The 22334-nt window shown below is 48.8% G+C and carries 23 protein-coding genes; 20 read left to right on the top strand and 3 right to left on the bottom strand.

What is annotated here, in order from left to right; genetic code table 11:
- Nucleotides 1-6 precede the first annotated feature (6 nt).
- Genes T3H97_RS24330 through T3H97_RS24305 form a run of 6 tightly spaced genes read left to right on the top strand, consistent with a single transcriptional unit; the run spans nucleotide 7 to nucleotide 6471 of the window.
- The gene (locus tag T3H97_RS24330; RefSeq protein WP_328801118.1) at nucleotides 7-1152 is read left to right on the top strand and encodes a cobalt-precorrin-5B (C(1))-methyltransferase; all 1146 of its coding nucleotides are present in this window, start codon (nucleotides 7-9) and stop codon (nucleotides 1150-1152) included.
- Nucleotides 1145-2401, top strand: a complete 1257-nt coding sequence (gene cbiE / locus T3H97_RS24325) for a precorrin-6y C5,15-methyltransferase (decarboxylating) subunit CbiE (RefSeq protein ID WP_328801117.1) — start codon at nucleotides 1145-1147, stop codon at nucleotides 2399-2401. The genes T3H97_RS24330 and cbiE overlap by 8 nt, the downstream gene beginning before the upstream one ends.
- A gap of 31 nt (nucleotides 2402-2432) precedes the next feature.
- Nucleotides 2433-3149, top strand: a complete 717-nt coding sequence (gene cobI, locus T3H97_RS24320) for a precorrin-2 C(20)-methyltransferase (protein WP_025719607.1) — start codon at nucleotides 2433-2435, stop codon at nucleotides 3147-3149.
- Nucleotides 3146-3940: a precorrin-4 C(11)-methyltransferase gene (cobM, locus tag T3H97_RS24315; protein ID WP_134903271.1), complete on the top strand. Its 795-nt coding sequence runs from the start codon at nucleotides 3146-3148 to the stop codon at nucleotides 3938-3940. Before cobI ends, cobM begins: the two co-directional genes overlap by 4 nt.
- Nucleotides 3933-5021 carry a cobalt-precorrin 5A hydrolase gene (locus T3H97_RS24310; RefSeq protein ID WP_328801116.1) on the top strand — a complete coding sequence of 363 codons (1089 nt, stop codon included), beginning with the start codon at nucleotides 3933-3935 and terminating at the stop codon, nucleotides 5019-5021. Before cobM ends, T3H97_RS24310 begins: the two co-directional genes overlap by 8 nt.
- Nucleotides 5014-6471, top strand: coding sequence for a cobyrinic acid a,c-diamide synthase CobB (locus tag T3H97_RS24305; RefSeq protein WP_134903269.1), 1458 nt, complete (start codon nucleotides 5014-5016; stop codon nucleotides 6469-6471). The genes T3H97_RS24310 and T3H97_RS24305 overlap by 8 nt, the downstream gene beginning before the upstream one ends.
- Before the next feature lie 134 nt (nucleotides 6472-6605).
- Here the strand turns inward: T3H97_RS24305 and T3H97_RS24300 are convergent, their stop codons facing one another.
- A complete protein-coding gene (locus tag T3H97_RS24300) occupies nucleotides 6606-7055 on the bottom strand; it encodes an AbrB/MazE/SpoVT family DNA-binding domain-containing protein (RefSeq protein WP_025721620.1) in 450 nt (149 codons plus the stop codon).
- A gap of 438 nt (nucleotides 7056-7493) precedes the next feature.
- Between T3H97_RS24300 and T3H97_RS24295 the strand changes: the two genes are divergently transcribed.
- From T3H97_RS24295 to T3H97_RS24240, 12 genes are all read left to right on the top strand, one after another.
- Nucleotides 7494-8132 carry a ThuA domain-containing protein gene (locus T3H97_RS24295; RefSeq protein ID WP_134903268.1) on the top strand — a complete coding sequence of 213 codons (639 nt, stop codon included), beginning with the start codon at nucleotides 7494-7496 and terminating at the stop codon, nucleotides 8130-8132.
- Nucleotides 8133-8234: 102 nt separating this feature from the next.
- Nucleotides 8235-8594 (top strand): phasin family protein, encoded by a 360-nt coding sequence (locus T3H97_RS24290; RefSeq protein ID WP_013312404.1) that lies wholly within the window; start codon nucleotides 8235-8237, stop codon nucleotides 8592-8594.
- Nucleotide 8595: 1 nt separating this feature from the next.
- Nucleotides 8596-10266 carry an ABC1 kinase family protein gene (locus T3H97_RS24285; protein WP_328801115.1) on the top strand — a complete coding sequence of 557 codons (1671 nt, stop codon included), beginning with the start codon at nucleotides 8596-8598 and terminating at the stop codon, nucleotides 10264-10266.
- A 23-nt stretch (nucleotides 10267-10289) separates the two neighbouring features.
- The gene (locus T3H97_RS24280) at nucleotides 10290-10847 is read left to right on the top strand and encodes a hypothetical protein (protein WP_134903266.1); all 558 of its coding nucleotides are present in this window, start codon (nucleotides 10290-10292) and stop codon (nucleotides 10845-10847) included.
- A 64-nt stretch (nucleotides 10848-10911) separates the two neighbouring features.
- Complete coding sequence (locus T3H97_RS24275) at nucleotides 10912-11151, top strand: hypothetical protein (protein WP_016822811.1); 240 nt, start codon at nucleotides 10912-10914, stop codon at nucleotides 11149-11151.
- Complete coding sequence (locus T3H97_RS24270) at nucleotides 11152-11556, top strand: PIN domain-containing protein (RefSeq protein WP_190298162.1); 405 nt, start codon at nucleotides 11152-11154, stop codon at nucleotides 11554-11556.
- 288 nt (nucleotides 11557-11844) lie between these two features.
- Nucleotides 11845-13293: a SulP family inorganic anion transporter gene (locus tag T3H97_RS24265; RefSeq protein ID WP_328801114.1), complete on the top strand. Its 1449-nt coding sequence runs from the start codon at nucleotides 11845-11847 to the stop codon at nucleotides 13291-13293.
- A gap of 219 nt (nucleotides 13294-13512) precedes the next feature.
- Complete coding sequence (locus tag T3H97_RS24260) at nucleotides 13513-14178, top strand: amino acid ABC transporter permease (protein WP_328801113.1); 666 nt, start codon at nucleotides 13513-13515, stop codon at nucleotides 14176-14178.
- Nucleotides 14159-14836: an amino acid ABC transporter permease gene (locus T3H97_RS24255; protein WP_103047354.1), complete on the top strand. Its 678-nt coding sequence runs from the start codon at nucleotides 14159-14161 to the stop codon at nucleotides 14834-14836. The genes T3H97_RS24260 and T3H97_RS24255 overlap by 20 nt, the downstream gene beginning before the upstream one ends.
- A gap of 18 nt (nucleotides 14837-14854) precedes the next feature.
- Nucleotides 14855-15610: an amino acid ABC transporter ATP-binding protein gene (locus tag T3H97_RS24250; protein WP_328801112.1), complete on the top strand. Its 756-nt coding sequence runs from the start codon at nucleotides 14855-14857 to the stop codon at nucleotides 15608-15610.
- Nucleotides 15611-15628: 18 nt separating this feature from the next.
- Entirely contained in the window at nucleotides 15629-16504 is an 876-nt protein-coding gene (locus tag T3H97_RS24245) for a cysteine ABC transporter substrate-binding protein (protein WP_328801111.1), read from the top strand.
- Between the two features lie 250 nt (nucleotides 16505-16754).
- Nucleotides 16755-16862, top strand: coding sequence for a putative metal homeostasis protein (locus tag T3H97_RS24240; RefSeq protein ID WP_328801110.1), 108 nt, complete (start codon nucleotides 16755-16757; stop codon nucleotides 16860-16862).
- 191 nt (nucleotides 16863-17053) lie between these two features.
- Here the strand turns inward: T3H97_RS24240 and T3H97_RS24235 are convergent, their stop codons facing one another.
- The gene (locus tag T3H97_RS24235) at nucleotides 17054-18286 is read right to left on the bottom strand and encodes a PHB depolymerase family esterase (RefSeq protein WP_272639370.1); all 1233 of its coding nucleotides are present in this window, start codon (nucleotides 18284-18286) and stop codon (nucleotides 17054-17056) included.
- A 424-nt stretch (nucleotides 18287-18710) separates the two neighbouring features.
- Here T3H97_RS24235 and T3H97_RS24230 point away from each other — a divergent pair, with 424 nt between their 5' ends.
- Together T3H97_RS24230 and T3H97_RS24225 are read left to right on the top strand one after the other, a co-directional pair.
- The gene (locus tag T3H97_RS24230) at nucleotides 18711-20195 is read left to right on the top strand and encodes a phytoene desaturase family protein (RefSeq protein WP_328801109.1); all 1485 of its coding nucleotides are present in this window, start codon (nucleotides 18711-18713) and stop codon (nucleotides 20193-20195) included.
- 25 nt (nucleotides 20196-20220) lie between these two features.
- On the top strand, nucleotides 20221-20835 hold the full coding sequence (locus tag T3H97_RS24225; RefSeq protein ID WP_272639368.1) for a TetR/AcrR family transcriptional regulator: 615 nt from the start codon (nucleotides 20221-20223) through the stop codon (nucleotides 20833-20835).
- Between the two features lie 68 nt (nucleotides 20836-20903).
- Here T3H97_RS24225 and T3H97_RS24220 read toward each other — a convergent pair whose 3' ends face one another.
- Nucleotides 20904-22325 (bottom strand): SMI1/KNR4 family protein, encoded by a 1422-nt coding sequence (locus T3H97_RS24220; RefSeq protein WP_328801108.1) that lies wholly within the window; start codon nucleotides 22323-22325, stop codon nucleotides 20904-20906.
- Nucleotides 22326-22334: the final 9 nt, after the last annotated feature.

Genomic DNA, 22334 nt, shown 5'->3' with positions numbered 1-22334 from the left:
ATTGGCATGGAAAAGGAAGCGGCGTCCGCCAACAGGCCCAAACGGATGAAAAGCGGTGAAGCTCCCGCGCCGGACAAGCCAATGCGGTCAGGCTTTACGACTGGAGCTTGTGCGGCTGCAGTGGCCAAAGGAGCGGTACAACTGCTCATCACGGGCATTCCACCGAAGGAAGCAGTGATATCGCTGCCCGCGGGATTCGATCATGCGTTTGAGTTGATCGAGCCTGTGTTGGACGCGGACGAAGCTTCCTGCACGACGATCAAGGACGGTGGCGATGACCCAGATGCCACGCATCAGGCGAAAATTATCGCCTCTGTTAGCTGGCGCGAGGAGCCGGGTATTGAGCTGGACGGCGGCATCGGCGTGGGACGTGTAACGAAGCCCGGTCTGCCTGTGCCTGTCGGGGAAGCAGCGATCAATCCAGTGCCGCGCCGGATGATTACGGAGGCCGTCTCTGGCGTGCTCGAGGAGCATGGATCGGCCAAAGGTGTCCGTGTCGTCATCAGCGTACCGGACGGCGAAGAAATCGCCAAGAAAACGTTGAACGGACGACTTGGCATTCTTGGTGGTATTTCCATACTAGGCACGCGTGGTGTGGTCGTTCCGTTTTCCACGTCAGCTTATAAAGCCAGTGTCGTGCAGGCCATATCGGTTGCGCAAGCGATGAACTGCCAGGAAATAGTCCTGACCACAGGCGGCAGCAGTGAAAAATATGCCATGCAAATGTACGATCAGCTGACGGAAGAAGCCTTTATTCAAATGGGCGACTTTGTCGGCTTTGCAGTCAAGCATGGCAAACGATTGGGAATGAAAAAAATTATTCTCGTCGGTATGCCCGGCAAGCTGTCGAAGGTTGCTCAAGGCGTCATGATGGTTCACTCCAAGAGCGCTCCGGTTGATTTTGGATTTTTGGCCCAGGTTGCGCGTGAAGCAGGTGTGGACGAGTCGCTTGCAGCGGCAGTGGCAGAGGCGAATACAGCTACGCAGGTGGCGGATATGATGACCGAAGCGAATGCGCTGAGCTTTTTTGAAAAGCTGTGTACCTATGGATGTCAGCATTGTCTGGAGCATGCAGGTGGTGGAATTGTCGTGGAAATGGTACTGGTAACGCTGAAAGGAAACGTGCTGGGGAGGGCGAGAGTCAGTGAGTAGATTGATTCGTGTCATTGGTATCGGTGAAAATGGAGCGGCAGGTCTGTCGCAGGAGACGCTGGAACACATTGAGCGTGCCGACCTGCTGGTTGGTGGAGAACGCCAGCTAGCCTTTTTCAAGGTATTCGCAGGGGAAAAACGAACATTAAAGAGCGGCTTATCCGCCGTGGTGGAAGAATTGGGACGGTTGCGTGAGGACAAGGATATTGTCGTGCTTGCGTCAGGCGATCCGCTTTTTTTTGGAATTGCAGGCTATTTGTCCAGCAAGCTGGGGGCTGAACACTTGGATATTTTGCCGCATCTCAGCTCAGTTCAGCTGGCGTTTGCGCGTCTTGGTGAAAGCTGGCAGGATGCGGTGCTGGAAAGCGTACACGGCCGTCCGATGACCGGATTGGCGCAGCGGATCGATGGACAGAACAAGGTCGCGCTGCTGACGGACGACCGGAATCATCCCGCTGCAGTCGCTACCTATCTGCTGCATTATGGCATGACGGAATATGATGCCTTTGTCGGCGAGCATTTGGGCGGACCGGATGAAGCGTATCAGCATTATACGCTGGATGAGATGGCGCAGAGAACGTTCCAGCCACTGAATGTAGTCATTTTGCGCCGCCGTAAGGGTGAAGACGTGCCTGCAATTCGTCGGGGATTTGGCTTCGAGGATGCGGAATTTCACCAGCGCAAGCCGGAAAAAGGGCTGATCACGAAGCGCGAAGTACGCGTATTCAGCTTGTCCGAGCTGCGTCTGACAGAGCGAAGCATCGTATGGGATATCGGTGCAGGTTCCGGCTCTGTAGCGGTGGAATGTGCGCGGCTGGCCAGGTATGGGCAAGTATTTGCCATTGAGAAGAACGAAGGCGATCTGGCTAATGTGGAAGCGAACAAAATCAAATTCCGTACCGATTTCCCGGTTATTCATGCCAAAGCGCCTGCCGGACTGGAAGATCTGCCAGACCCGGATGCGGTGTTTATCGGGGGGAGCGGGGGAGAATTGTCCGAGCTGATTCGTCTGTGCGCTTCCCGTCTGCGTAAGGATGGACGAATTGTAGTGAATGCTGCAACGATTGAGACGCTGCATGACGGTATGAAGGCGATGCAAGCAGCAGGACTCGATACCTCAGTGACGTTATTGCAAACAGCGCGCAGCAAGCCGATCTTGAATATGACTCGTTTTGACGGACTCAATCCGATATATGTTATTACAGGACAGCCGTCGGTGGACGTGGCTGGCGAAGTAGCAGGGGAGTAAGCTGGTAATTCAAGAGGGGGAGAGAGACAGCATGAATACGGCGGCAACAGGAACACTTTACGGCGTAGGCGTGGGGCCGGGTGATCCCGAGCTGATTACAGTCAAGGCGTATCGCATGATTCAGGAATGTGCAGTTGTGGCTTATCCGAAGAAACGCCGGGGAGGCAAGTCGTATGCTCACGAGATCGTGGAGTTGTACGTCAACCCAGAGGAAAAGGAGATGCTGGGACTCATTTTTCCAATGACCAAGGACCCGGTTGTACTGGAGCGTGAGTGGAACAAAACGGTGGTTGCTTGCTGGGAGGCACTGAGCCAAGGCAAGGATGTAGCCTTTGTCACAGAGGGAGACCCTAATCTGTACAGTACCTTTATTCATTTGGCACGGCTCATGAAGGATCTCCATCCTGAGGTGCCGATTGTATCTATTCCGGGCATTTCGTCTGTGTTAGGAGCGGCAGCGGCGCTGGAATTGCCTTTGGCAGACGGAGATCAGCAGGTCGGTATTATTCCGGCTACGGATGATCGGGAAGCGATGAAGCGGGCGATTGAGAATCACGATACGGTCGTGTTCATCAAGGTTGCCAAGGTGCTGGATTTGATTTTGGATGTGCTCGATGAACTCAATCTGGGGGACCGTGCATCTGTCATTACCAAAGTCACTTCTCCTTATGAAATGGTATGGCGCAACGCACGTGAGCTGCGCGGACAGGAACTTGAATATTTGAGTTTAATGGTGGTGAGCAAATGACATTGGAGCCCAAAGTATATATCGTAGGAGCAGGTCCCGGCGACCCGGAGCTGATTACAGTCAAAGGCTCTCGGATTCTACGCACGGCCGATGTGGTATTGTACACAGATTCACTCGTGAACGATGAGCTGATTGCTACGGCCAAACCAGAGGCGCAGGTACTGCAAAGCTCAGGCATGGATCTAGAACGGCAGGTCGAGATTATGAGCGATGCTGTGCAGGCTGGACGCAGCGTAGCTCGCGTACATACAGGTGATCCGGCAGTATACGGTGCGATTTTGGAGCAAATGGTGTTGCTGAAGCAGCGCGGAGTAGCATACGAAATCGTGCCGGGCGTCAGCTCGGTCTTTGCTTCTGCGGCCGTGCTGGGTGCAGAGCTAACTGTGCCTGACCTGACGCAGACGGTCATTCTGACGCGTGCCGAAGGCCGTACACCTGTACCGGATCGTGAAAAGCTGCGTGACTTGGCATCCCATCACTGTACAGTGGCACTGTTTCTCAGCGCAACGCTGGCAAAGAAGGTGGTCGTTGAGTTTTTGGCAGCTGGCTGGAGCGAGGACACGCCTGTAGCCGTTGTGCAGCGCGCGACCTGGCCGGACCAAAAGATCGTGCGCACGACGCTTGCCCAATTGCCCGCCGATTTGCGTGCAGCAGGCATAACGATGCATGCCATGATTTTGGCAGGCTGGGCGCTCGACCCGGAGCTGGTGGACAAGGACGCGCATCGTTCCAAGCTGTATGATAAGTCGTTCACCCATGGCTACCGGAAGGGAGTGAAGCCCGGTGAGTAATCCATTTGCCGCTGTGGCAATCACGAAGCATGGAGTGGAAATGGTCCGCAATTTGGGAGCCAACTTTCCGGGTACGGATGTGTATTACATGTCCAAATTTGAGCGTGGTGACGAACAGGAGCGTGGCATTCAGTTGTTCGAAGGCTCGGTCAAGCTGATTTTGCCGGATTTATTTAAACAATATAATGGTATTATTTTATTTATATCTCTCGGTGCAGTAGTTCGTATGATTGCACCGATTTTGGTGGATAAAAAGGTAGACCCAGCGGTAGTCGTCATTGATGATCGCGGCGAGCATGTCATTAGCGTACTGTCTGGCCATTTAGGTGGCGCCAATGAACTGACCCGCCATGTAGCCGCTGTACTAGGCGCACGTGCTGTAATCACGACCGCATCAGACGTGCAGGGCACGATTCCGGTGGACATGTTTGGTCGGGAATTGGGTTGGGTGGTCGATAGCTTCGACAAGGCCACTCCTGTGAGCGCCGCTGTTGTGAACGAGGAGCCTGTCGCGCTCATACAAGAGACAGGCGAACAGAACTGGTGGCGTTATGACAAGCCTGTACCTGGACATATCAAGGTATATGCTTCGACGGCAGAAGCATTACAAGAACCATTTAACGCCGCGTTGGTCGTGAGCGACCGTTTATTGGAGCCGGAGGAAGAGGAGCAACTTCTTTCTAATGGCGTGCTGTACCGTCCGAAAAGCTTGGTGCTTGGCATCGGCTGCAACCGTGGGACTGCATTAGAGGAGCTGGAGGCGGGTGTGCTGGACACCTTGCAAGAGCTGCGTTTGTCCGTGAAAAGCGTACGGAATATTGCCACCATTGATTTGAAAAAGGACGAAGAGGGCTTACTTGCCCTTTGCGCCAAATACGGTTGGGAACTGGTGACGTATACTCCGTCAGAGCTGAATACGGTGCAGCTTCCCAATCCATCGGAAACCGTCTTCAAATACACTGGTGCATACGGGGTCAGCGAACCTTCAGCCTTGTTGTCTTCTGGTGCAGACCATTGGCTGCTGGAGAAGAAAAAAAGCGGCAATATGACGTTGTCTGTAGCGCGGGTTTCCTATGACTGACGTCATGAAGCAGGCTGTACAGTCTGATCCATCTGCCGCTACGCGCAGAAGCCGTATTGTTGTTGCTGGCACAGGCAGCGGCGCAGGCAAAACGACTGTTACCCTCGGGCTGATGAAGGCGTTCGCCGACAGCGGCCTGCGAGTGCAGGGTTTTAAATGCGGGCCGGATTATATTGATCCGACCTATCATACTGCCGTAACCGGGACCTCTTCCCGTAATCTGGATTCATGGATGACCTCACCGGATACGGTACGTGAAACCTTTATCCGTGCTTCCGAAGGCGCGGATATTTCTGTGATTGAAGGCGTCATGGGGCTGTATGACGGCAAGGACCCGCTCAGCAACACCGGCTCGACCGCTGAGATCGCTATGCTGACGGACAGCCCTGTATTGCTGGTGGTCGACGTGCGCAGTATGGCACGAAGCGCCGCCGCTATTGTGCTCGGCTTTCAGCGCTTGGAGCCCAAGCTACGCATTGTGGGCGTAATTGTGAATCGCTGCGGTAGCCAAGGGCACTATGGCATCGTCAAAAAGGCGATTGAGCAGGAGTGCGACATCCCCGTGCTCGGCTGGTTAAAGCGTGATGACGGGCTTGATATTCCTGAGCGTCATCTGGGCCTGGTACCCGCTGTGGAACGCGGCGAGCTGGAGCCGCTTTTCCAACGGGCGGCAGAGCTGATCCGCGCGGGTACGGATCTGGATGCACTGCGGGCATTGGCGGATTCGGCTCCGCCGTTGTCTCTGCCCGCACAACCGTTGTTTCCTCCGGATTGGCTTCCATCAGCAGGGCATGAAGCTAATACTGGGGAACGCCCCGTCATCGCCGTCGCCAGAGATGCGGCGTTCAATTTTTACTACCCGGAAAATATGGATTTGCTGCGTCAGGCGGGAGCAGAGATTGTCTATTTCAGTCCGCTGGCGGGAGAGCGCGTACCTGAGCAGGCAAGCGGCCTATACCTGGGCGGCGGTTTCCCCGAAGAGTTTGCCGCAGATATCGCTGCAAACAAGGGCTTTTTGGAAGATATCCGCAACGCGGTAAGCCGGGATATGCCAGTATTCGCCGAATGCGGCGGTTATATGGTACTGGCACGGACACTTACGGATCGTATGGGTAATGCCTATTACATGGCCGGGGTTATTCCGTCGGACGTCCGCATGCAGGAGAAACGGGCCGCACTGGGATACCGGGAAGCAACCGCTTTGCAGGATTGCTTGCTGCTGGAGGCTGGAGAGACCATTCGGGGACATGAATTTCATTATTCTGTCATGAACTATGATGAATCTGTCGCCCCCTACCCCTATGCTTATCAAACCAAGGGGATGCGTGGACTCCAAAGCGAGGGCTATGCGAAAGGGAACCTTTTGGCTGCCTATACGCATATTCATCTAGCTTCTCTTCCCAAGGCGGCAGCACGCTGGGTGGAACAATGTCGGGCTTACGGTCAATAGGTTTGCAAACGAGTCCCCTACTTCATATGAACGAAAAAAAGCCGAGCCCCTAAAGGGTCCGGCTTTTCTAAATTTCAATAGATTTAAACCTTACATAGTATGGAAGCGTATACATTACTTTTTTGGTGATTCGCTTACATGAGTTTTTTCAGCTGGGAAATCCTTCCCTGACTCACGCCAAGCATGGAGGCGAGTTGTTTTTGTGAAGATGCTGGATGTTCTTCCATAAGCTCTCTCATTTTCTCCAAAATAACGTCTGTGCGCTGATAAATTTTTTTCATATGCATATTTTGCTTAAGTGGGGGTGAATGGGTTTCAGTCGCTGTGACCGGAACTAAATCTTCCGTTTTCATCGAGGCTGCACATTCATCGCAGATAAACTGATCTTTAAAGTAGGTGTTGGTATCAACCGCACCGCAAAATATACAGTTGGTTGATTTGTACTTACGGAGCATGAGTGTCTGGTCTTCAATAAAAAACTCTAATGGATCGCCGATGTCAATCTCCATCGTCATGCGCAACTCTTTAGGAAGCACAATTCGCCCCAAGCTGTCCAAGGGCCGGGTCATTCCAGTCCTTTTCATTCATGCAACCTCCCCGGTTTTTTAAGATTTATAGAATGTATAAGGTTTGAGGCAATTCTTATCAATTCTATAACCGCAAGCATAAATTCTTACAAAAAGCGGCCCTTCATTGTTAATCAAGCATGGACGCACTTTTTTTCTTACGAGTATACCATAAACAGGCCGAATCGCCATCGTTCAGATTTATAAATTTCGAATAAGTTTTAATAAGTTTATTCCGAGCGAACATATATGCTATAATCGTCTGCTAAAGGATTTAATAGGCCGTCTGTAGAATTATTTATATATGCCGTAGCTCGGACAATGATGGCGGTGTTATGGGAAATGGATGAGGGCCAAACGGAATTTTCTGAGCGTTTTGACCCCACAAACAAGAATAAATGACACGGGTCCCGCCTTTAAAGTCCTTATATACAAGTCAGGCAAGGAGGATTTATTATGGAAAAAAGAAAAGCATTGTTGTTAGGAGATTATTCGTATCCGGAGTTTCACCCGCTGCAAGGGGTGGACGAAGAGATTAGCCATATTTTACAGGATTGGATGACGGTACAGTGCAGTGAGAATCGTAAAATGCTGCTTAAGGAAAATCTAACCTCATTTGATCTATGTATCTCGTACTGTGACAGCCGCAAGGAGGTTCTGTCACCTCAACAAACAGCAGGATTGCTGTCTTATGTTAGCGGCGGGGGTGGATTGCTTGTGCTGCATAACGGAATCACATTGCAAGGACGGTATGAAATTGCACAGTTAATGGGGGCACGTTTCTTGCGACACCCGGCTGCCGGTCCACTTTCCTTCAAAGTAACGGCGCCGGATCATCCGATTATGGAAGGAATTGAGCCGTTCGAGATGCAAGAGGAGCCGTATCGTTTTGATTTTGATCCATTCACTGAAAAAACACTACTGATGGAATATGAACACGAAGGCCAGTGGTGGCCGGCGGCATGGTCACTGTCCTATGGCTTGGGTCGGGTCGTCTATTTGATGCCTGGACATAATCAGCCAAGCTTCCAGCACGAGGGATACCGCAAGCTACTGCTTCAGGCTGCCAAGTGGGCTGGACGCTTTCCAGGTTAAACATAGATTATTCCATTCATTGAGGAAGGGGAGCTGCGAGCTTTATGCGGCTCCCCTTTTCAGGTTATACTATAGGTAATCACAGGTAGGGGAGGATATATTATGAGCGATTTGTTCAAAAAAGCCATCTCATTGGGGTGGGGCCTCACCGTTGTCAGCAAAGAAAAGGTGGAGAAAGCCGTCGAGGATCTTGTAAACCGGGGAGAACTTGCGCCCTCGGAATCCAAAGCGCTGGTCGATCGTCTGATCGAACGAGGGGCAGAGGAACAGGGACAATTCAAAACAGTGATCCGCGAACAGGTTAGCCGCATTTTGCAGGAGCTGGAAGTACCTACCGAAAATGATGTTACAAGTTTGGAGCAGCGTGTGGCATTGTTGGAAAAACAGGTAGCGGAGCTGGAAAAAGAAAAGGCGGCGCTTACGGGTTCGAGCGACGCTGAAGAAGCGAACCGGCTGGATTAAAATGGCGGTTCGTATGAAGCACGCCGGTCGTTACCGGGAAATTGCCATGGCGCTGGCGCGTCATGGCTTTGGCTATATGGTGGAAGAAATGGGACTGTTCCAGCTACTGTCACTGCCTCGCAAGTGGCTGACGAGAGAAACTCCCGAGTCCAAAACGCTAGGTGAACGGATTCGACTTGTGCTGGAGGATCTGGGGCCTGCATTCATCAAGCTTGGACAGTTGGCAAGCACACGTGCTGACCTGCTGCCGGAGCCTATTATCCGTGAGCTGGTTAAGCTTCAGGATCAGGTACCGCCGTTTTCATCTGAAACGGCGCGTGGCATTCTGGAGCAGGAGCTGGACACGTCATTAGAGGACATACTGATTCGTTTTGACGATGTTCCGCTGGCCGCTGCTTCGATCGGGCAAGTGCATCTGGGCAAGCTGCACAGCGGCGAAATGGTCGCCATTAAAATCCAGCGTCCTGGCGTTAATCGCATCATTCGGCGAGATTTGGACATTTTGCGGGAACTGACCGCTATGGCAGCCAAGCGTTGGGAATGGGTAGAGCGGTATCAGCTTCGTCAGATGGTAGAGGAGCTGGGGAGATCGCTCATTCAGGAGCTGGATTACAACCATGAAGCCCGTAACACAGAGAAGATTGCGCTCCAATTTGAGCAGGACCCACATATCTATATTCCGAAAATATACTGGGATCATACCTCTTCCCGTATACTGACCATGGAGTTTCTAGACGGAACTCACTTGGGTAGTCGTGAAGAGCTATTGCGCCGTGGATATAACTTGAAAGAACTGGCGCAGCGGCTGGTGAATAGTATGCTGCATCAAATTTTTATAGAGGGGTTTTTTCATGCCGATCCCCATCCGGGGAATTTACTTGTTCTGAAAAATGGTAGTCTCGCTTATTTGGACTTTGGCATGACGGGAAGGCTGAGCGAAGAGATGAAGAATCATCTCGCTTCCCTCATTATTGCCCTGATGCGCAAAAATACCGATGCCATGGTTCGGTCTATAGAACGATTGGGTCTGGTTGAACCGGGCACCGACCTGAATGCGCTGCGTGCCGATCTGGACAAGATACGTGAAGATTACTCAGACGTTCCTTTCTCACAGGTCAGTATTGGTGATGCTTTGAACGACCTGTTTGGCGCAGCGCAGCGCCATCGGATTAGTTTGCCGTCGGATGTCCTGCTGCTAGGCAAGGCTTTGCTGACATTGGAAGGGGTCGTGGAGCATCTGGACCCCGATCTCAGTATTATCGCTTTGGCCGAGCCTTTTGGTAACAAGCTGCTGAAGGAACGCTTCAGCGGTCGTCGTATCCGAGGCAAGCTGCTGGGTGGTGCGACTGAGCTGGTGGAGACGCTGATGGAACTGCCAGGACATGCGAGGCATTTGGCCTCGATTATCAGCAAGGGCAAGCTTAAGCTGGAGGTTACTGTGCCGGAGCTGGAAATGCTTCTGCGCAGGCTGGATCAGATCAGCAACCGCCTGTCATTCAGTATCGTGCTATTAGCGTTCAGCATTATTATGGTCGGACTGATTATCGGTTCATCGCTGAATCATCAGGCGACCATGCTGTGGAATGTACCTGCCATTGAAATCGGCTTTGTTGTCGCCCTCTTAATGGTTGCCTTTTTACTATATTCCATTTTTAAATCGGGAAGATTCTAGATACTGACCAGAAAGGAAAACTTATGGATACACATAAGATGAATAATCTCCAAATTGCAGAGGTGCCATGGCACCGCCTGACTACTCCTTATGGTAGGGGCACGAAGTTGCCACAATTGATATCCAACGGGGAGTACGCAGCAATTGCTGATCTGATAGAGCATCAAGGCACATTGTGGCAGGTTACGCCATGGGTGTTACTTTTCTTATTGCGTAATATGCATATGAGAAATTCGGATGATATCACGCTGAGTGAGTTGGAACTGTACCATGCGGTTGTTGGAGCATTGGACATGGAAAATGCACAAGCTGATTCACAGAAGTCTGTAGAGTCCCTAACCATGCTGCTGGACGAAAAATACCTATGGCCGGCAGACAGCGATCCAGAAGAGGATGAACTGGAGTGGGAAGAGGAAGAAGCACGCGGTTACGATCCGGTAGCTTTTTGGAGTTATTATGACTATAGTTATCGATTATTGAAGCAAGCACTGCCTGACTTTGAAAGCTTACTCCAGCACCATGAGGACTCGGAGATTGCTGAAGCCCTATCAGAGCTTGTACAGGAATTGCGAAAATTTTAAATATAAGAAAACGAATCAATCGAGCTATGACAGCAAACTAATCTTTTGCTAAGGAGTGATTTTAGTGGCAAAAAAATTAACTGATATACATCGAATACGTCTCCTAAGTCTCCTTCGTGATATTGGGTTTGAACCATCAAAAGTTACTATAGAAAATAAACAGGGGGAAACTGAGGTTATTGATTTAGAGTCCCCGTTACCGAAAGGGCTGCAAGCTGTTTTAAATTCCCGAGGCAGCCTAAGTAAGGAGCAATTACTTGAGATCGAAGAGAGTGTTAAACAATCCAGAGAGGATTGGGATTAGATGGGGTATTTATTTGATACGAATGCAGCTATTGCCCTTCATAGGCTTGACTCATCTTTGGATAGAGTAATACGACAAGCTGAGGAAGATAAAGAAAATATTTTCTTTTCTGTTATAACTCAGTCCGAGTTTATAGCCGGGTTGCCCACTGATACTGACTTAGATTCGATACCTTTTCTTGGCGGGGAATTTATTGCAGTTAATTCAGAGATCGCAGTTAAAGCGGGGCGTATCAGAAGAGAACAAAAAGATAAGTTTGCAAGAAAGCTCAAGACCCCAGATGCATTGATTCTTGCGACAGCTATTATAAACCAATTGGTACTGGTTACGGCGGATCAAGATTTACAGTTCGCGGAGTCTGAGTATGAAGTTAAGGTGATAAACTTTGGCAGGTTAGAATCTTAGTAATTGCGAAAATTTTAATTATAAGAAAACGAATAAGATGAAGATACTGAGCGATATATCAAGGAAATAGATGATTTCTTTCTGTAAACAGCCTTTTAACTCATTCGTCTCTGCGAATTCCTTACGTTATAATGATGGACTGAATGTAACGGACCGGGTTCGTTTGAGAGAGACGAGCTGAATGATAGGAGAGCCTTGGCGATTGGCCGCTGGACGGATGCCCGAAACACACGGGGTGCGAGTCAACACGCTACTCTCTGTAAATATAGGAGGCTGGAACGAGACAGTATGAATCTTAGACAACAATGGTTCGGTAATATCCGGGCCGATATACTTGCGGGCATGACTGTGGCGCTAGCACTAATTCCCGAGGCGATTGCCTTCTCGATCATTGCGGGGGTCAATCCCATGGTCGGACTGTACGCCTCCATCTCGATGGCAATTGTTATCTCTTTTGCAGGTGGACGTCCGGCGATGATCTCGGCAGCGACCGGGGCCGTAGCTGTACTGGTCGTTGGCCTGGTGAAGGACCATGGCGTGGAATATCTGTTTGCAGCTACCATTTTGGCAGGAATCATTCAAGTGCTGCTGGGTGTTTTGAAAATAGGTCGCTTTATCAGCTTTATTTCGCAGCCGGTCATGACCGGATTTGTGAATGCGCTGGCGATCCTCGTCTTTATGGCGCAACTCACTCACTTTCATGGAGCTAATTGGATCATGTACGCGATGGTAGCGGGGACGCTGCTCATTGTGTATATTTTACCGAGATTTGTGAAAAGCATTCCTGCTCCATTGACGGCAATCATTATCATGACGATCATTACGTATGTATTTGGATTGAATGTGAAAACAGTAGGAGATATTGGGACGCTAACCAGCTCGCTGCCTTCATTCCATTTGCCGCAAATTGAGTGGTCGTGGCATACTTTGCGGATTTTGTTGCCGTATTCCTTTACGATGGCACTGGTTGGACTGCTGGAATCGCTGCTGACAGCCAGTATTCTGGATGAAATGACCGAAACGAAAAGCAATAAAAACCGGGAAGCCCGCGGGCAAGGGATTGCCAACTTTGTAAATGGCTTTTTTGGTGGTATGGGTGGTTGTGCCATGATCGGACAATCCGTCATTAATGTCAGCTCAGGTGGAAGAGGGCGTTTGTCCACTTTTACGGCTGGGGTATTCTTGGCCTTTCTGCTGCTCGTGCTTGGCGGGGTTGTAAAGGAAGTGCCAATGGGTGCATTGGTAGGAGTCATGTTCATGGTGTGTATCGGAACCGTAGACTGGAAATCGCTCCGAAACATTGCTAAGGTACCCAAGGCGGACACGTTTATTATGGTGGTCACGGTGATCATTGTGGTGGCTACGCATGATTTGTCCAAGGGCGTGATCGTAGGCGTACTGCTGAGTGCCCTGCATTTTGGCTGGAAAATGGCTAAAATTCGCATCAGCGCAACGGAGAACAACGACGAAAAGGTGTACCATGTCAGGGGTCCGATGTTTTTTGCTTCAACGACTCATTTTGTCGATCTTTTCGAACCCTCGGATGATCCAGAACGTGTCGTGGTGGACTTCAGTCATTCTCATATTTGGGATCACTCCGCTGTTACTGCCATCGGCAAGGTGTTGCAAAAGTATACAAAATCCGGCAAATCCATCACCCTGCGGGGATTAAATGAGGAGAGCCGTTTAATTGTAGAGAAGCTCGGCGGCCCTCTTGTTACCGAGCCGCTCGTGTGATGAATCGTATAGCATAAATCAAAGCTTGAAATGAAATTTATTCATTTCAAGCTTTTTTTATTTATTTCTGAAATATAACAACACTTTTCTTCCTGAATCATAAATAAATATGACAAATTTTCATCAAAGTATTGACGTAATAATTGGGCAGGAATACAATCATTGTTATTAAGCAGAGCAAATACATAGGAATAATTGAAAATTGAAAGGTATGCACATATGAACTTAGACTGGGAGTTTATTGTAGAGAGCTTGCCGTTATATGGAGAAGCTATGTGGTTGACGTTGAAGATCGCCTTTTTTGCTATTCTATTTTCATTAGTCGTCGGTTTGCTGTGCAGCACAGTACTGTATTACAAGGTAAGGGGAATTAGCGGCATCGTTGTTGCCTATATTGAGCTTTCCCGAAATACGCCGCTGCTTGTACAGTTATATTTTCTGTATTACGGGTTTACGAAAATAGGTCTGCATATGAGCGAAATGACGTGTGCCATTGTGGGCATGACCTTTTTGGGCGGGGGTTATATGGCTGAGGCGTTCCGTGGGGGAATGGAAGCAGTGAGTAAAACCCAGACGGAATCCGGGCTGAGTCTCGGACTGTCCAAGATACAACTGGCGAGATATGTTATTTTGCCACAGGCTTTTGCCATCAGTGTTCCGTCTCTGGGAGCGAATGCGATTTTTCTGCTCAAGGAGACTTCCATTGTTGGCGCCATTGCTTTATTAGATCTGATGAATGTGGCAAAAGACCTGATCGGCATGTACTACAAAACGACAGAATCGCTAATTCTGCTGGTATTGGCATATCTCGTCCTGCTTGTACCTTTGTCGATACTGCTGACGTGGGTGGAAAGGAAGGTGAGATATGCTGAATTCGGGGATTAATGTGCTCTTTGAAGGTTCCAATTTCGAGCGTCTATTAGGGGGATTGCTCGTTACGCTGGAGATTGCGTTACTTTCCATTATTATCAGTACTCTATTAGGCATTTTGATGGGGTTGCTGCGCACCTTAAAATCAAGACCGATTCGGTTCGTGCTGAGATTATATTTGGAGACATTCCGCATTATTCCGATTCTGGTGTGGTTGTATGTCGTATATTTTGGATTTACGCCTTTGTTAAATGTGAATATCAGCGGGGAATTGACAGCAATTATCGTATTCAGCCTGTGGGGAGCAGCCGAGATTGGTGACATCGTTCGCGGTGCATTGGAATCACTGCCCAAACATCAGGTGGAATCTGGGCAGGCATTGGGACTGACATATGGACAGTTATACCGCCATGTGCTCATTCCCCAGGCGGTGCGCCGAATGCTTCCCGGTTCTATTAATCTGGCGACACGGATGATCAAAACCACTTCATTAGTGGTGCTGATCGGTGTAGTGGAAGTGGTCAAGGTCGGGCAGCAGATTATTGAACTTGGTGTAATCAAAGCGCCCTCGGCATCCTTCTGGGTGTACGGCTTTATTTTCATATTGTATTTTCTCGTATGCTATCCGTTATCCAGACTTTCCAAAAGATTTGAACGCAGATGGCAAAATTAGCAGGATGGGGTGGGTGTCATGGGAGAGGCTGTGGAGGTTTTACTCGAGATTCGAGGGCTGCACAAAAGCTTCGAAGACCGAAAAGTACTGCAACAGATTAATCTGGACGTAACGAAAGGGGAAGTCGTGGTCGTTCTCGGCCCTTCGGGATGTGGAAAAAGCACGCTCCTCCGATGTCTCAATGGTCTGGAGCCAGTCCAGAGTGGAGATATCCGTTATAGAGGGCAGGACCTGACGGATAAGAAAGTGAATTGGCGTGAGGTGCGGCAGCATATCGGAATGGTGTTCCAGAACTACGAGCTGTTTCCGCATATGACGGTTTTAGAAAATATATTGCTCGGCCCGCTTAAAGTTCAGCGGAGAAACAAGCAGGAGGCACTTGAGCAAGCGGAGCAGCTATTGGAGCGAGTGGGTCTGCTGGATCGCAAAGATGCGTATCCGAGACAATTATCAGGCGGGCAAAAGCAACGGATTGCGATTGTGCGCGCCCTGTGTATGAACCCGGAAATTATGCTCTTTGATGAAGTCACCGCATCCTTGGATCCGGAAATGGTCAGAGAGGTGCTGGATGTTATGCGAGAGCTGGCACAGCAGGGCATGACCATGATTATCGTGACGCATGAAATGGGATTTGCCAAGTCGGTAGGAGATCGGATCGTTTTTATGGATCAAGGACAAATATGTGAAATGACTACGCCACAGCAATTTTTTACCCAACCGGAAACAGAGCGTGCCAAGCACTTTCTGGATATATTTCAGTACGAAACGATATAAACAGGGGGATGAATACAGATGAGAAAAGGAATGAAGTTCACGACGTTATTACTGGCTTTGAGCTTGCTGCTTGTTGGTTTGGCGGGATGTGCAGGAGGCGGAAATACCAACGGTAGTTCAGGCACGGCTAAATTTGCTTCGATTGAGGACATTAAAAAGAATGGCAAGATTCGAATCGGTGTATTCGCGGATAAGCCGCCTTTTGGCTACGTGGATTCGGAAGGGAAGAATCAAGGCTTTGACGTCTATATTGCGAAGCGGTTTGCCAAAGATCTCTTGGGTGACGAGTCCAAGGTGGAATTTGTTCTGGTGGATGCTGCCAGCCGGGTCGCCTATTTGGAATCCAACAAGGTAGATATCATCATGGCTAACTTTACGGTGACGGATGAGCGTAAAGAAAAAGTCGATTTTGCCAATCCGTATATGAAATTATCCTTTGGCATTGTGTCACCTGACAGCGCTCCAATCACCACGATTGATCAATTGAAGAATTCGGACCAAAAGCTGATTGTCGCAAAGGGAACGACGGCTGAAACCTATTTTACGAAAAATTATCCTGACATCAAGCTGCTTAAATTCGATCAATATACAGAAATCTTCTCAGCCCTCAAAGACAAACGCGGCGCTGCCATTGCCAACGATAATACAGAGCTGATCGCTTGGGCAAAGGCTAACCCCGGCTTCACCGTAACCATTCCGTCCTTTGGTGGACAAGATACGATTGCCCCCGCAGTAGCGAAGGGAAATAAGGAGCTGTTGGACTGGATCAACAATGAGCTGGCTATACTGGGCAAGGAAAACTTTGTGCATCAAGCCTACAAGGACACATTGACCTCTGTTTATGGAGAAGGCTTTACAGATCAATTGGTCGTAGAGGGCGGCAAAGTGGATTAATCATAGTATAAGTTGTTGTTTTACTATAAAGAAGCGTTGGGACTGCAAGCCCAACGCTTCTTTATTAATATGGGGGAAAGAGGTCTTTGGCAACTCCTTAATAAAATTGCATACTTCCGACAAAAGCTCTTGCATGCTAGTAGATTTCATTATATAATCCTAAATGATAATGAGAATCATAATCATCACTAACAGTCCTTAGGTGCATGCTCCCAATATGAGCCTAAGTGAATAGGATGGTGATATGCACATGGCTAAAGCAGATGTGGCTACTGCCAGAAGACAGTTTCGGAGTCCGAACAAGGTAACTCGCAGACGAGCTTTGAGAACGATCAAAACTGCGAAACGCGCGAAGTAGCAGGTTCCAAGTTAACTGCAAATGGCAATACCAGTGTCAAATTTTTCAGTCTCCTCGTTTTGATATTGCACCTGCTTTCCTGATGGTGGTACACAGGAAGGCAGGTGCCTTTTTTCAATGATAATAAAAAAGCGCCAGACGGGTATCGAACCGTTCTGACGCATTATTTTTTATAGATATGAAAAACAATTTTATTTCTTTTGTGCAAACAGCCATTCAATCATATCCTGATTTTGCAGAGCCGGAACCCAGGAGAAGTGTCCTGTAGGTTTGATAATCCCTGCTTCGTATTCAGTGAAGTGAATGAGGTTTCCGTTTTGTGCTTTAATGGCAGCGACCATTTCTTGCGAGTTTTTAGGACTTACTGTGGTATCGTCTGCAGCATGGAAGGCCCAAATCGGAACGTTTTTCAATACCTCGACGTGTGTAGGTTCAACAGGCGCGTACATGTTAACGGCTTTTTCATAGTTGGTCAAACCGGCAATCGGTACACCTGCGGCGAACAAGTCAAGATTTTTCTCCAACAATCTCCACGTACCCATAGCTCCTTGAGAAATACCAACAATATAGATTCGGTTGGTATCGATCGGGTATTTTAACGCCGTTTCACGTACCAAATCGGCTACAGCGCTGTTGCGTGGCTCATCCGCCCAAATGAATTTATGCTCCAGGTCAATCGGGCTTTGTGGAGCGATTACGAAGGATGGGTGTTTGGCTTGCTGCTCAGGAGAAGCCCAAGTAACTGCTCCGGCATTTGCCAGCAAGTTTACTCCGTTTCCGTCACCACGTTCGCCATTTCCGTGCAGAAACACAACCAGAGGGTAGGTTTTGCCGGGCTCTACTTTAGGCTCAAACGTAAAGTAGTTCAGCTTGAAGCCTTCTTTATTTTCAAAGGTGTTTTTTTGGAAATCGTCCACAATCGGTGTAATTTTATCCGTTGCTTTTACAGTCTGTACAGAGGCTGGGATGACTGTTTTCTTTGAAGTTGCAATATCTTTCTTTTGACTAATATTATAATTCAACGTGTTGATGCGGTTAACTGCGCTTGTTGCATCGTAAGTAAGGGTACTTGCATTTTTATCTTGCGTATCCAGCTCAATCACGACATATTTACCATGAGTACTGCGATTGGTGATGGCTCCAGTATCATTGGTATATACACCGGTCACGGTTCTGTCTGTATATACATCATTGAGTACAGATTGAACCTGAAAGCTGGACGTGGATAAGGATGCCCCGTCAATATTGGTGCTGTATTTCAGTACGACAGCAGAAACGACTTCACCCAAAGGCTGTACCTGAGTAAGCAGGGTAGCCTGTGGCGCTGGGACATCGGCTGCTGCGGCAGAGCTGGAGGATGGGAAAAAGATCGTTAGCAGGAACACGAAAGATAATAAAACAAGGGCAAAACGTCTTCTTTGCATGAGTTTAATCTCCTTTGGTGTCATTTTTTAAAGCGCTTACTACATGTTCGGGACGGTTGATTGTATGCTGTGGAATTCATACAAATCAAAAAAAAAGGCAAACTCCGGGTACACAAGTGTACTCGGGTTTTGCCTTTTCAGTAACAATCCCACTTGAAGGATAGCACCTTCATTGAAATCTGACAAGTGAAAGCGCTACAATTTTGGATGTTTTTTATAAAAAAAGGTTTACTTCCGCAACGGAGGATTCTACAAAAACCCTTAAAGCCGCTTGCAATTCGAAGTAGATAGATCGAACTCATTGTATTCATCTATAGTGGGCATCCAAGATACCGGGCTTTTCAACGGTAATATTGTGGTATATAATCTCCTTAACTTAACACTGTTAATTTATATAACGATGTTAACAAAAGGGGATGAAATCATGAACCAATACGATGTTATTGTCATCGGTGCAGGATTGGGTGGCTTGTCCTGTGCAGCAAGACTTTCCGCGCTCGGTTACCGAACAGCTGTTTTTGAAAGCCATACTTTGGCTGGCGGTTTCGCAACTGAATTTACAAGAAAGGGATATACCTTTGATGTCTCCTTGCACGGTGTCGGCGGACTCGAGGAGGGCAGCTTCGGTCGGCTGTTAAAGGACTGCAATGCGGACCAGCGAATTGTTCCTCTCCGCAAAAAGCACCCTTACTCCATTCGTTGGGAAGGGCAGACCATTGATATTCCGTCCGATGTTCAGGAGTATGTGCAGCTCCTCAAAAACATGTTTCCTGCTGAGGTGGCAGGCATTGACAGTTTATTCGCGGGCATTCGTCGTTTTGAAACAGGCTTCTCTGCTTTTTCTTCCCTCACTTCCTGGCGCAAGGCGGCTGGCCTGCTCAAAGCAGGAACCTTCTTCCGTTGGACGCAAATGACGACCTGGGAAGCTATAAGACAATTCGGGTTGTCTGACCGATTCACGGAATTTTTCACTGCGCTGTGGGCTTATTATGGATTGCCTCCAAAGCGGCTTGCGGCCTTGTATTTTTTTATTCCCTGGATCGGCTATCATTTGGAGGGGACATATTACATTGAGGGAGGCGCACAGGCTTTATCCAATGCACTGGTGGACGCTATTAAGTCAACGGGAGGAGAAGTTCATCTGCGCAGTCAGGTATCTGAGATTATGCTCGAACGCGGTAAAGCAGCTGGTGTTCGTCTGAAAAAAGGCGATGCATATAAAGCTAACTGGATTGTGTCTGGTATCAGTCCCCATCATACCTATGGCCGTCTACTGGAAAACCATGATGCTGCCCGTCGTGAGCTGGAAGCTGTCAGCAGTCTGGAGACCGGCACGTCTCTCACCCAGCTATATCTGGGATTATCATGTGAGCCTCATGAGCTTGGCATCACCGAAGAAGACCTAATCCTGTGCAATGAGCCGGATTCGGAAACAGATTATGAAGCTATGATGAGCGGCCAGTATACCAAAGGCAACTGGATGCTCACGAATTATAACGCCATGGACCCTAAGCTCAATGAACCGGGAAAGGGTGTCATTGCAATTACATTTTTGGACAGATTGGAGAACTGGCCTGCCACACGTCCCGAATATAAAGCCAAAAAGGAAGCCGTGACACAGCAGATATTGGGATGCCTAGAACAGCTGTATCCGGGTTTTGGCAGCAAGGTAGTGGTAGCCGAATTGGGCACACCACGCACAATGCAACGTTATACTGCTAATCCCGACGGTGCCGTTTATGGCTACGCACAAACGGTTCGGCAGTCCGGTATAAAAAGACTGAAGCACAAATCAGCTGTGAATCGTCTGTCATTGGTAGGGGCCTGGACACAGCCTGGGGGCGGGTTTCAAGGGGCTATGAACTCGGGTATAATGGAAGCTGATCGTATCGCCGCCAAATTGGGGTAGGCAGAAAGGGCAAGTACATCTACTCATGAAACATATCAAACGCCGAGAACGTGAAAGCAGTGAGATCCGCCGGAAAATCATTGAGGCCGCCCGGTCGCTGTTCCTCAATCAAGGGTATGCCGAAGTCTCTATGCGCAAAATTGCGGATCAGATCGAATATTCACCAACGACTATTTATCATTATTTTGCCAATAAGGAAGCCGTGGTCTGTGAACTGCTGGTAGAAGGAAATACCTTGTTCCTGCAGGCTCTTCAGCAGCGTGTGGATGAAGCACAGGCAGCGGGATTAAATGCGCTGGACACACTGAAAACGGTATCTGATGCGTATGTTCGTTTTGGAACGGCTAACCCGGAATATTACAACATCCTGTTTATCAGCAACCTGGAATCTGTAAGCTTGGTCAGCCTTATAGACAGTGGGCGTTTTAAAGGCTTTGAGCTGCTTGAAGCTGGGCTCAAAGCCGCTATGGAGGAAGGCTGCATCATTCAAGGAGATGAGCGCCTGATCGCCAGATCCGTATGGAGCATGCTGCACGGATTGACTTCTTTGCTCCTGAATTTTGAACTTCCTATGGCAAAATCCAATGATGAATTGATCGCATTCACTATAGATACTTTCCTCAAGGGGTTAAGCCGCTGACGCAGCGGCTAACTTTCTTAACCTCACACCACTGTACATGCGAATCCGCATACAACCATTCCGAAAGATTAACGAAGTTCCAAATCTGAAAGCTGCTTAAGCACGGCTTCAATACGACGTTTATCTTTTTTGAGCATAACGAGCTGCAAAGAAGCAAGAAGCAGATCTGAGATATTGGCCCAAGCATCTGCTTTCAGAGCGGGAAGAAGATCCCGATGAATCATGATATCTAGCGCCTCCGTTGCAATTTTTTGATGAAGCTCGCTATCGGATAGCCATTCAATCAACTGCTCAGCTGTAGGACGGGAGTGAGCGAAAAGTATTGCCCAGCCATCCACCGGATGATTGACTTTATCCCGTATCCAGTTAATGATCTGTTGTGAACGAAAATGCTGTAGCTGCCCATTAGCGGTGTATCCTTCTAATTTGTCTTCTGCAGCCGAATCCTGTAGCAGGTGATTGCAAACACATACCAAGCCTTCCTGCTCGGGTAGGCAACGGGCGCTCAGATAGGCACGTGTGGACACAAATGCACCCTTAGCATGTAGGGTATTGTTTTGAGCTAAAGATGTCCATGCTTGCGCGGTTTCTGGTTCCCACAAGGAGCGGACCCAATCAGCAGCCCCAATCCCCGCGGTCTCTCCTACCAAAACGGCCCAAGTAGAGAATGGAACCTGGCTATGTTGAATGTTCTGCCAGTGCTGCTCCCAGGCAAGAAAAATATCCTTTGGATCATAGGCTTGAAAAGCCTGCAACACAGCAGGATGATCTACGCCATGCATGGTGGTGTAATGGATCAGCGTCTCCAACGACTGCGCATCCTCCAGTTTCATCGTGCAAAACATGTTCAACCAGCGTAGCCAGAGTTGCAGTGGTGGGCTGTTTAGCTGAATGCCATGCTCATCGGCCACTTTAAACCAATCCCATAGCCATAGCCCATGCAAGGTGAGCATGGTGTCTATATAGGCAGGTAGATTTTCCGCAAGCAGCGTGAACTGGTCCAACTCGTGATGATAGCAGAACACCGCTGGCTCTGTAGTGGATGTCGCCATATCAAGCAGTATCGGATCACCCGCACCATTATAATTAAGGATCAGATATCGTTGCTCGTCCGCTACCGAGTCGGTATCTTCCCCATAGGATGTAAAATAGCCAATATACTCATGATTCCAGCCAAACTCTCCTGTGATATCGTCTAGGATACTCTGCTCTTGTTCAAGATCATTGCTGTTTTTATATGAACACTCCGGTCCATCAGCTACAATACAGTGTGGGGGGAGGCACCATAGTAAATTTAAGCTGCCACACCGCTGTATCAATTCAGACAGGGAGGCAGGCAAAGGCATCTGCAGCCGTTCCTCCAGCTCAGTTAGTTCACCTGTAGAAATCCCCTCCGTCCATTGACATACCACATCAGGCATCCCACTTTGTCTCAGACGATCAACGACTTGTTCCAGTTTTTCTAAGGTTTGTGCAAAATGTACTGTCATTCGTATTCG

Origin of the sequence: Paenibacillus sp. LX16, from assembly GCF_036252815.1 — a bacterium.
Classification (GTDB): domain Bacteria; phylum Bacillota; class Bacilli; order Paenibacillales; family Paenibacillaceae; genus Paenibacillus; species Paenibacillus polymyxa_B.
The sequence above is the reverse complement of the archived record's forward strand: the minus strand, read 5'-3'. Positions and strand labels throughout refer to the sequence as shown.

What these genes read in the sequence shown, in the direction of transcription:
- T3H97_RS24305 (WP_134903269.1), top strand. Translation starts at nt 5,014, where the DNA reads ATGACTGACGTCATGAAGCAGGCTGTACAGTCTGATCCATCTGCCGCT.
- T3H97_RS24300 (WP_025721620.1), bottom strand. Translation starts at nt 7,055, where the DNA reads ATGAAAAGGACTGGAATGACCCGGCCCTTGGACAGCTTGGGGCGAATT.
- T3H97_RS24225 (WP_272639368.1), top strand. Translation starts at nt 20,221, where the DNA reads ATGAAACATATCAAACGCCGAGAACGTGAAAGCAGTGAGATCCGCCGG.
- T3H97_RS24250 (WP_328801112.1), top strand. Translation starts at nt 14,855, where the DNA reads ATGGGAGAGGCTGTGGAGGTTTTACTCGAGATTCGAGGGCTGCACAAA.
- cobM (WP_134903271.1), top strand. Translation starts at nt 3,146, where the DNA reads ATGACATTGGAGCCCAAAGTATATATCGTAGGAGCAGGTCCCGGCGAC.
- T3H97_RS24230 (WP_328801109.1), top strand. Translation starts at nt 18,711, where the DNA reads ATGAACCAATACGATGTTATTGTCATCGGTGCAGGATTGGGTGGCTTG.
- T3H97_RS24255 (WP_103047354.1), top strand. Translation starts at nt 14,159, where the DNA reads ATGCTGAATTCGGGGATTAATGTGCTCTTTGAAGGTTCCAATTTCGAG.
- T3H97_RS24220 (WP_328801108.1), bottom strand. Translation starts at nt 22,325, where the DNA reads ATGACAGTACATTTTGCACAAACCTTAGAAAAACTGGAACAAGTCGTT.
- T3H97_RS24295 (WP_134903268.1), top strand. Translation starts at nt 7,494, where the DNA reads ATGGAAAAAAGAAAAGCATTGTTGTTAGGAGATTATTCGTATCCGGAG.
- T3H97_RS24260 (WP_328801113.1), top strand. Translation starts at nt 13,513, where the DNA reads ATGAACTTAGACTGGGAGTTTATTGTAGAGAGCTTGCCGTTATATGGA.
- T3H97_RS24270 (WP_190298162.1), top strand. Translation starts at nt 11,152, where the DNA reads ATGGGGTATTTATTTGATACGAATGCAGCTATTGCCCTTCATAGGCTT.
- cobI (WP_025719607.1), top strand. Translation starts at nt 2,433, where the DNA reads ATGAATACGGCGGCAACAGGAACACTTTACGGCGTAGGCGTGGGGCCG.
- T3H97_RS24235 (WP_272639370.1), bottom strand. Translation starts at nt 18,286, where the DNA reads ATGCAAAGAAGACGTTTTGCCCTTGTTTTATTATCTTTCGTGTTCCTG.
- T3H97_RS24280 (WP_134903266.1), top strand. Translation starts at nt 10,290, where the DNA reads ATGGATACACATAAGATGAATAATCTCCAAATTGCAGAGGTGCCATGG.
- T3H97_RS24245 (WP_328801111.1), top strand. Translation starts at nt 15,629, where the DNA reads ATGAGAAAAGGAATGAAGTTCACGACGTTATTACTGGCTTTGAGCTTG.
- T3H97_RS24265 (WP_328801114.1), top strand. Translation starts at nt 11,845, where the DNA reads ATGAATCTTAGACAACAATGGTTCGGTAATATCCGGGCCGATATACTT.
- T3H97_RS24290 (WP_013312404.1), top strand. Translation starts at nt 8,235, where the DNA reads ATGAGCGATTTGTTCAAAAAAGCCATCTCATTGGGGTGGGGCCTCACC.
- T3H97_RS24240 (WP_328801110.1), top strand. Translation starts at nt 16,755, where the DNA reads ATGGCTAAAGCAGATGTGGCTACTGCCAGAAGACAGTTTCGGAGTCCG.
- T3H97_RS24330 (WP_328801118.1), top strand. Translation starts at nt 7, where the DNA reads ATGGAAAAGGAAGCGGCGTCCGCCAACAGGCCCAAACGGATGAAAAGC.
- T3H97_RS24285 (WP_328801115.1), top strand. Translation starts at nt 8,596, where the DNA reads ATGGCGGTTCGTATGAAGCACGCCGGTCGTTACCGGGAAATTGCCATG.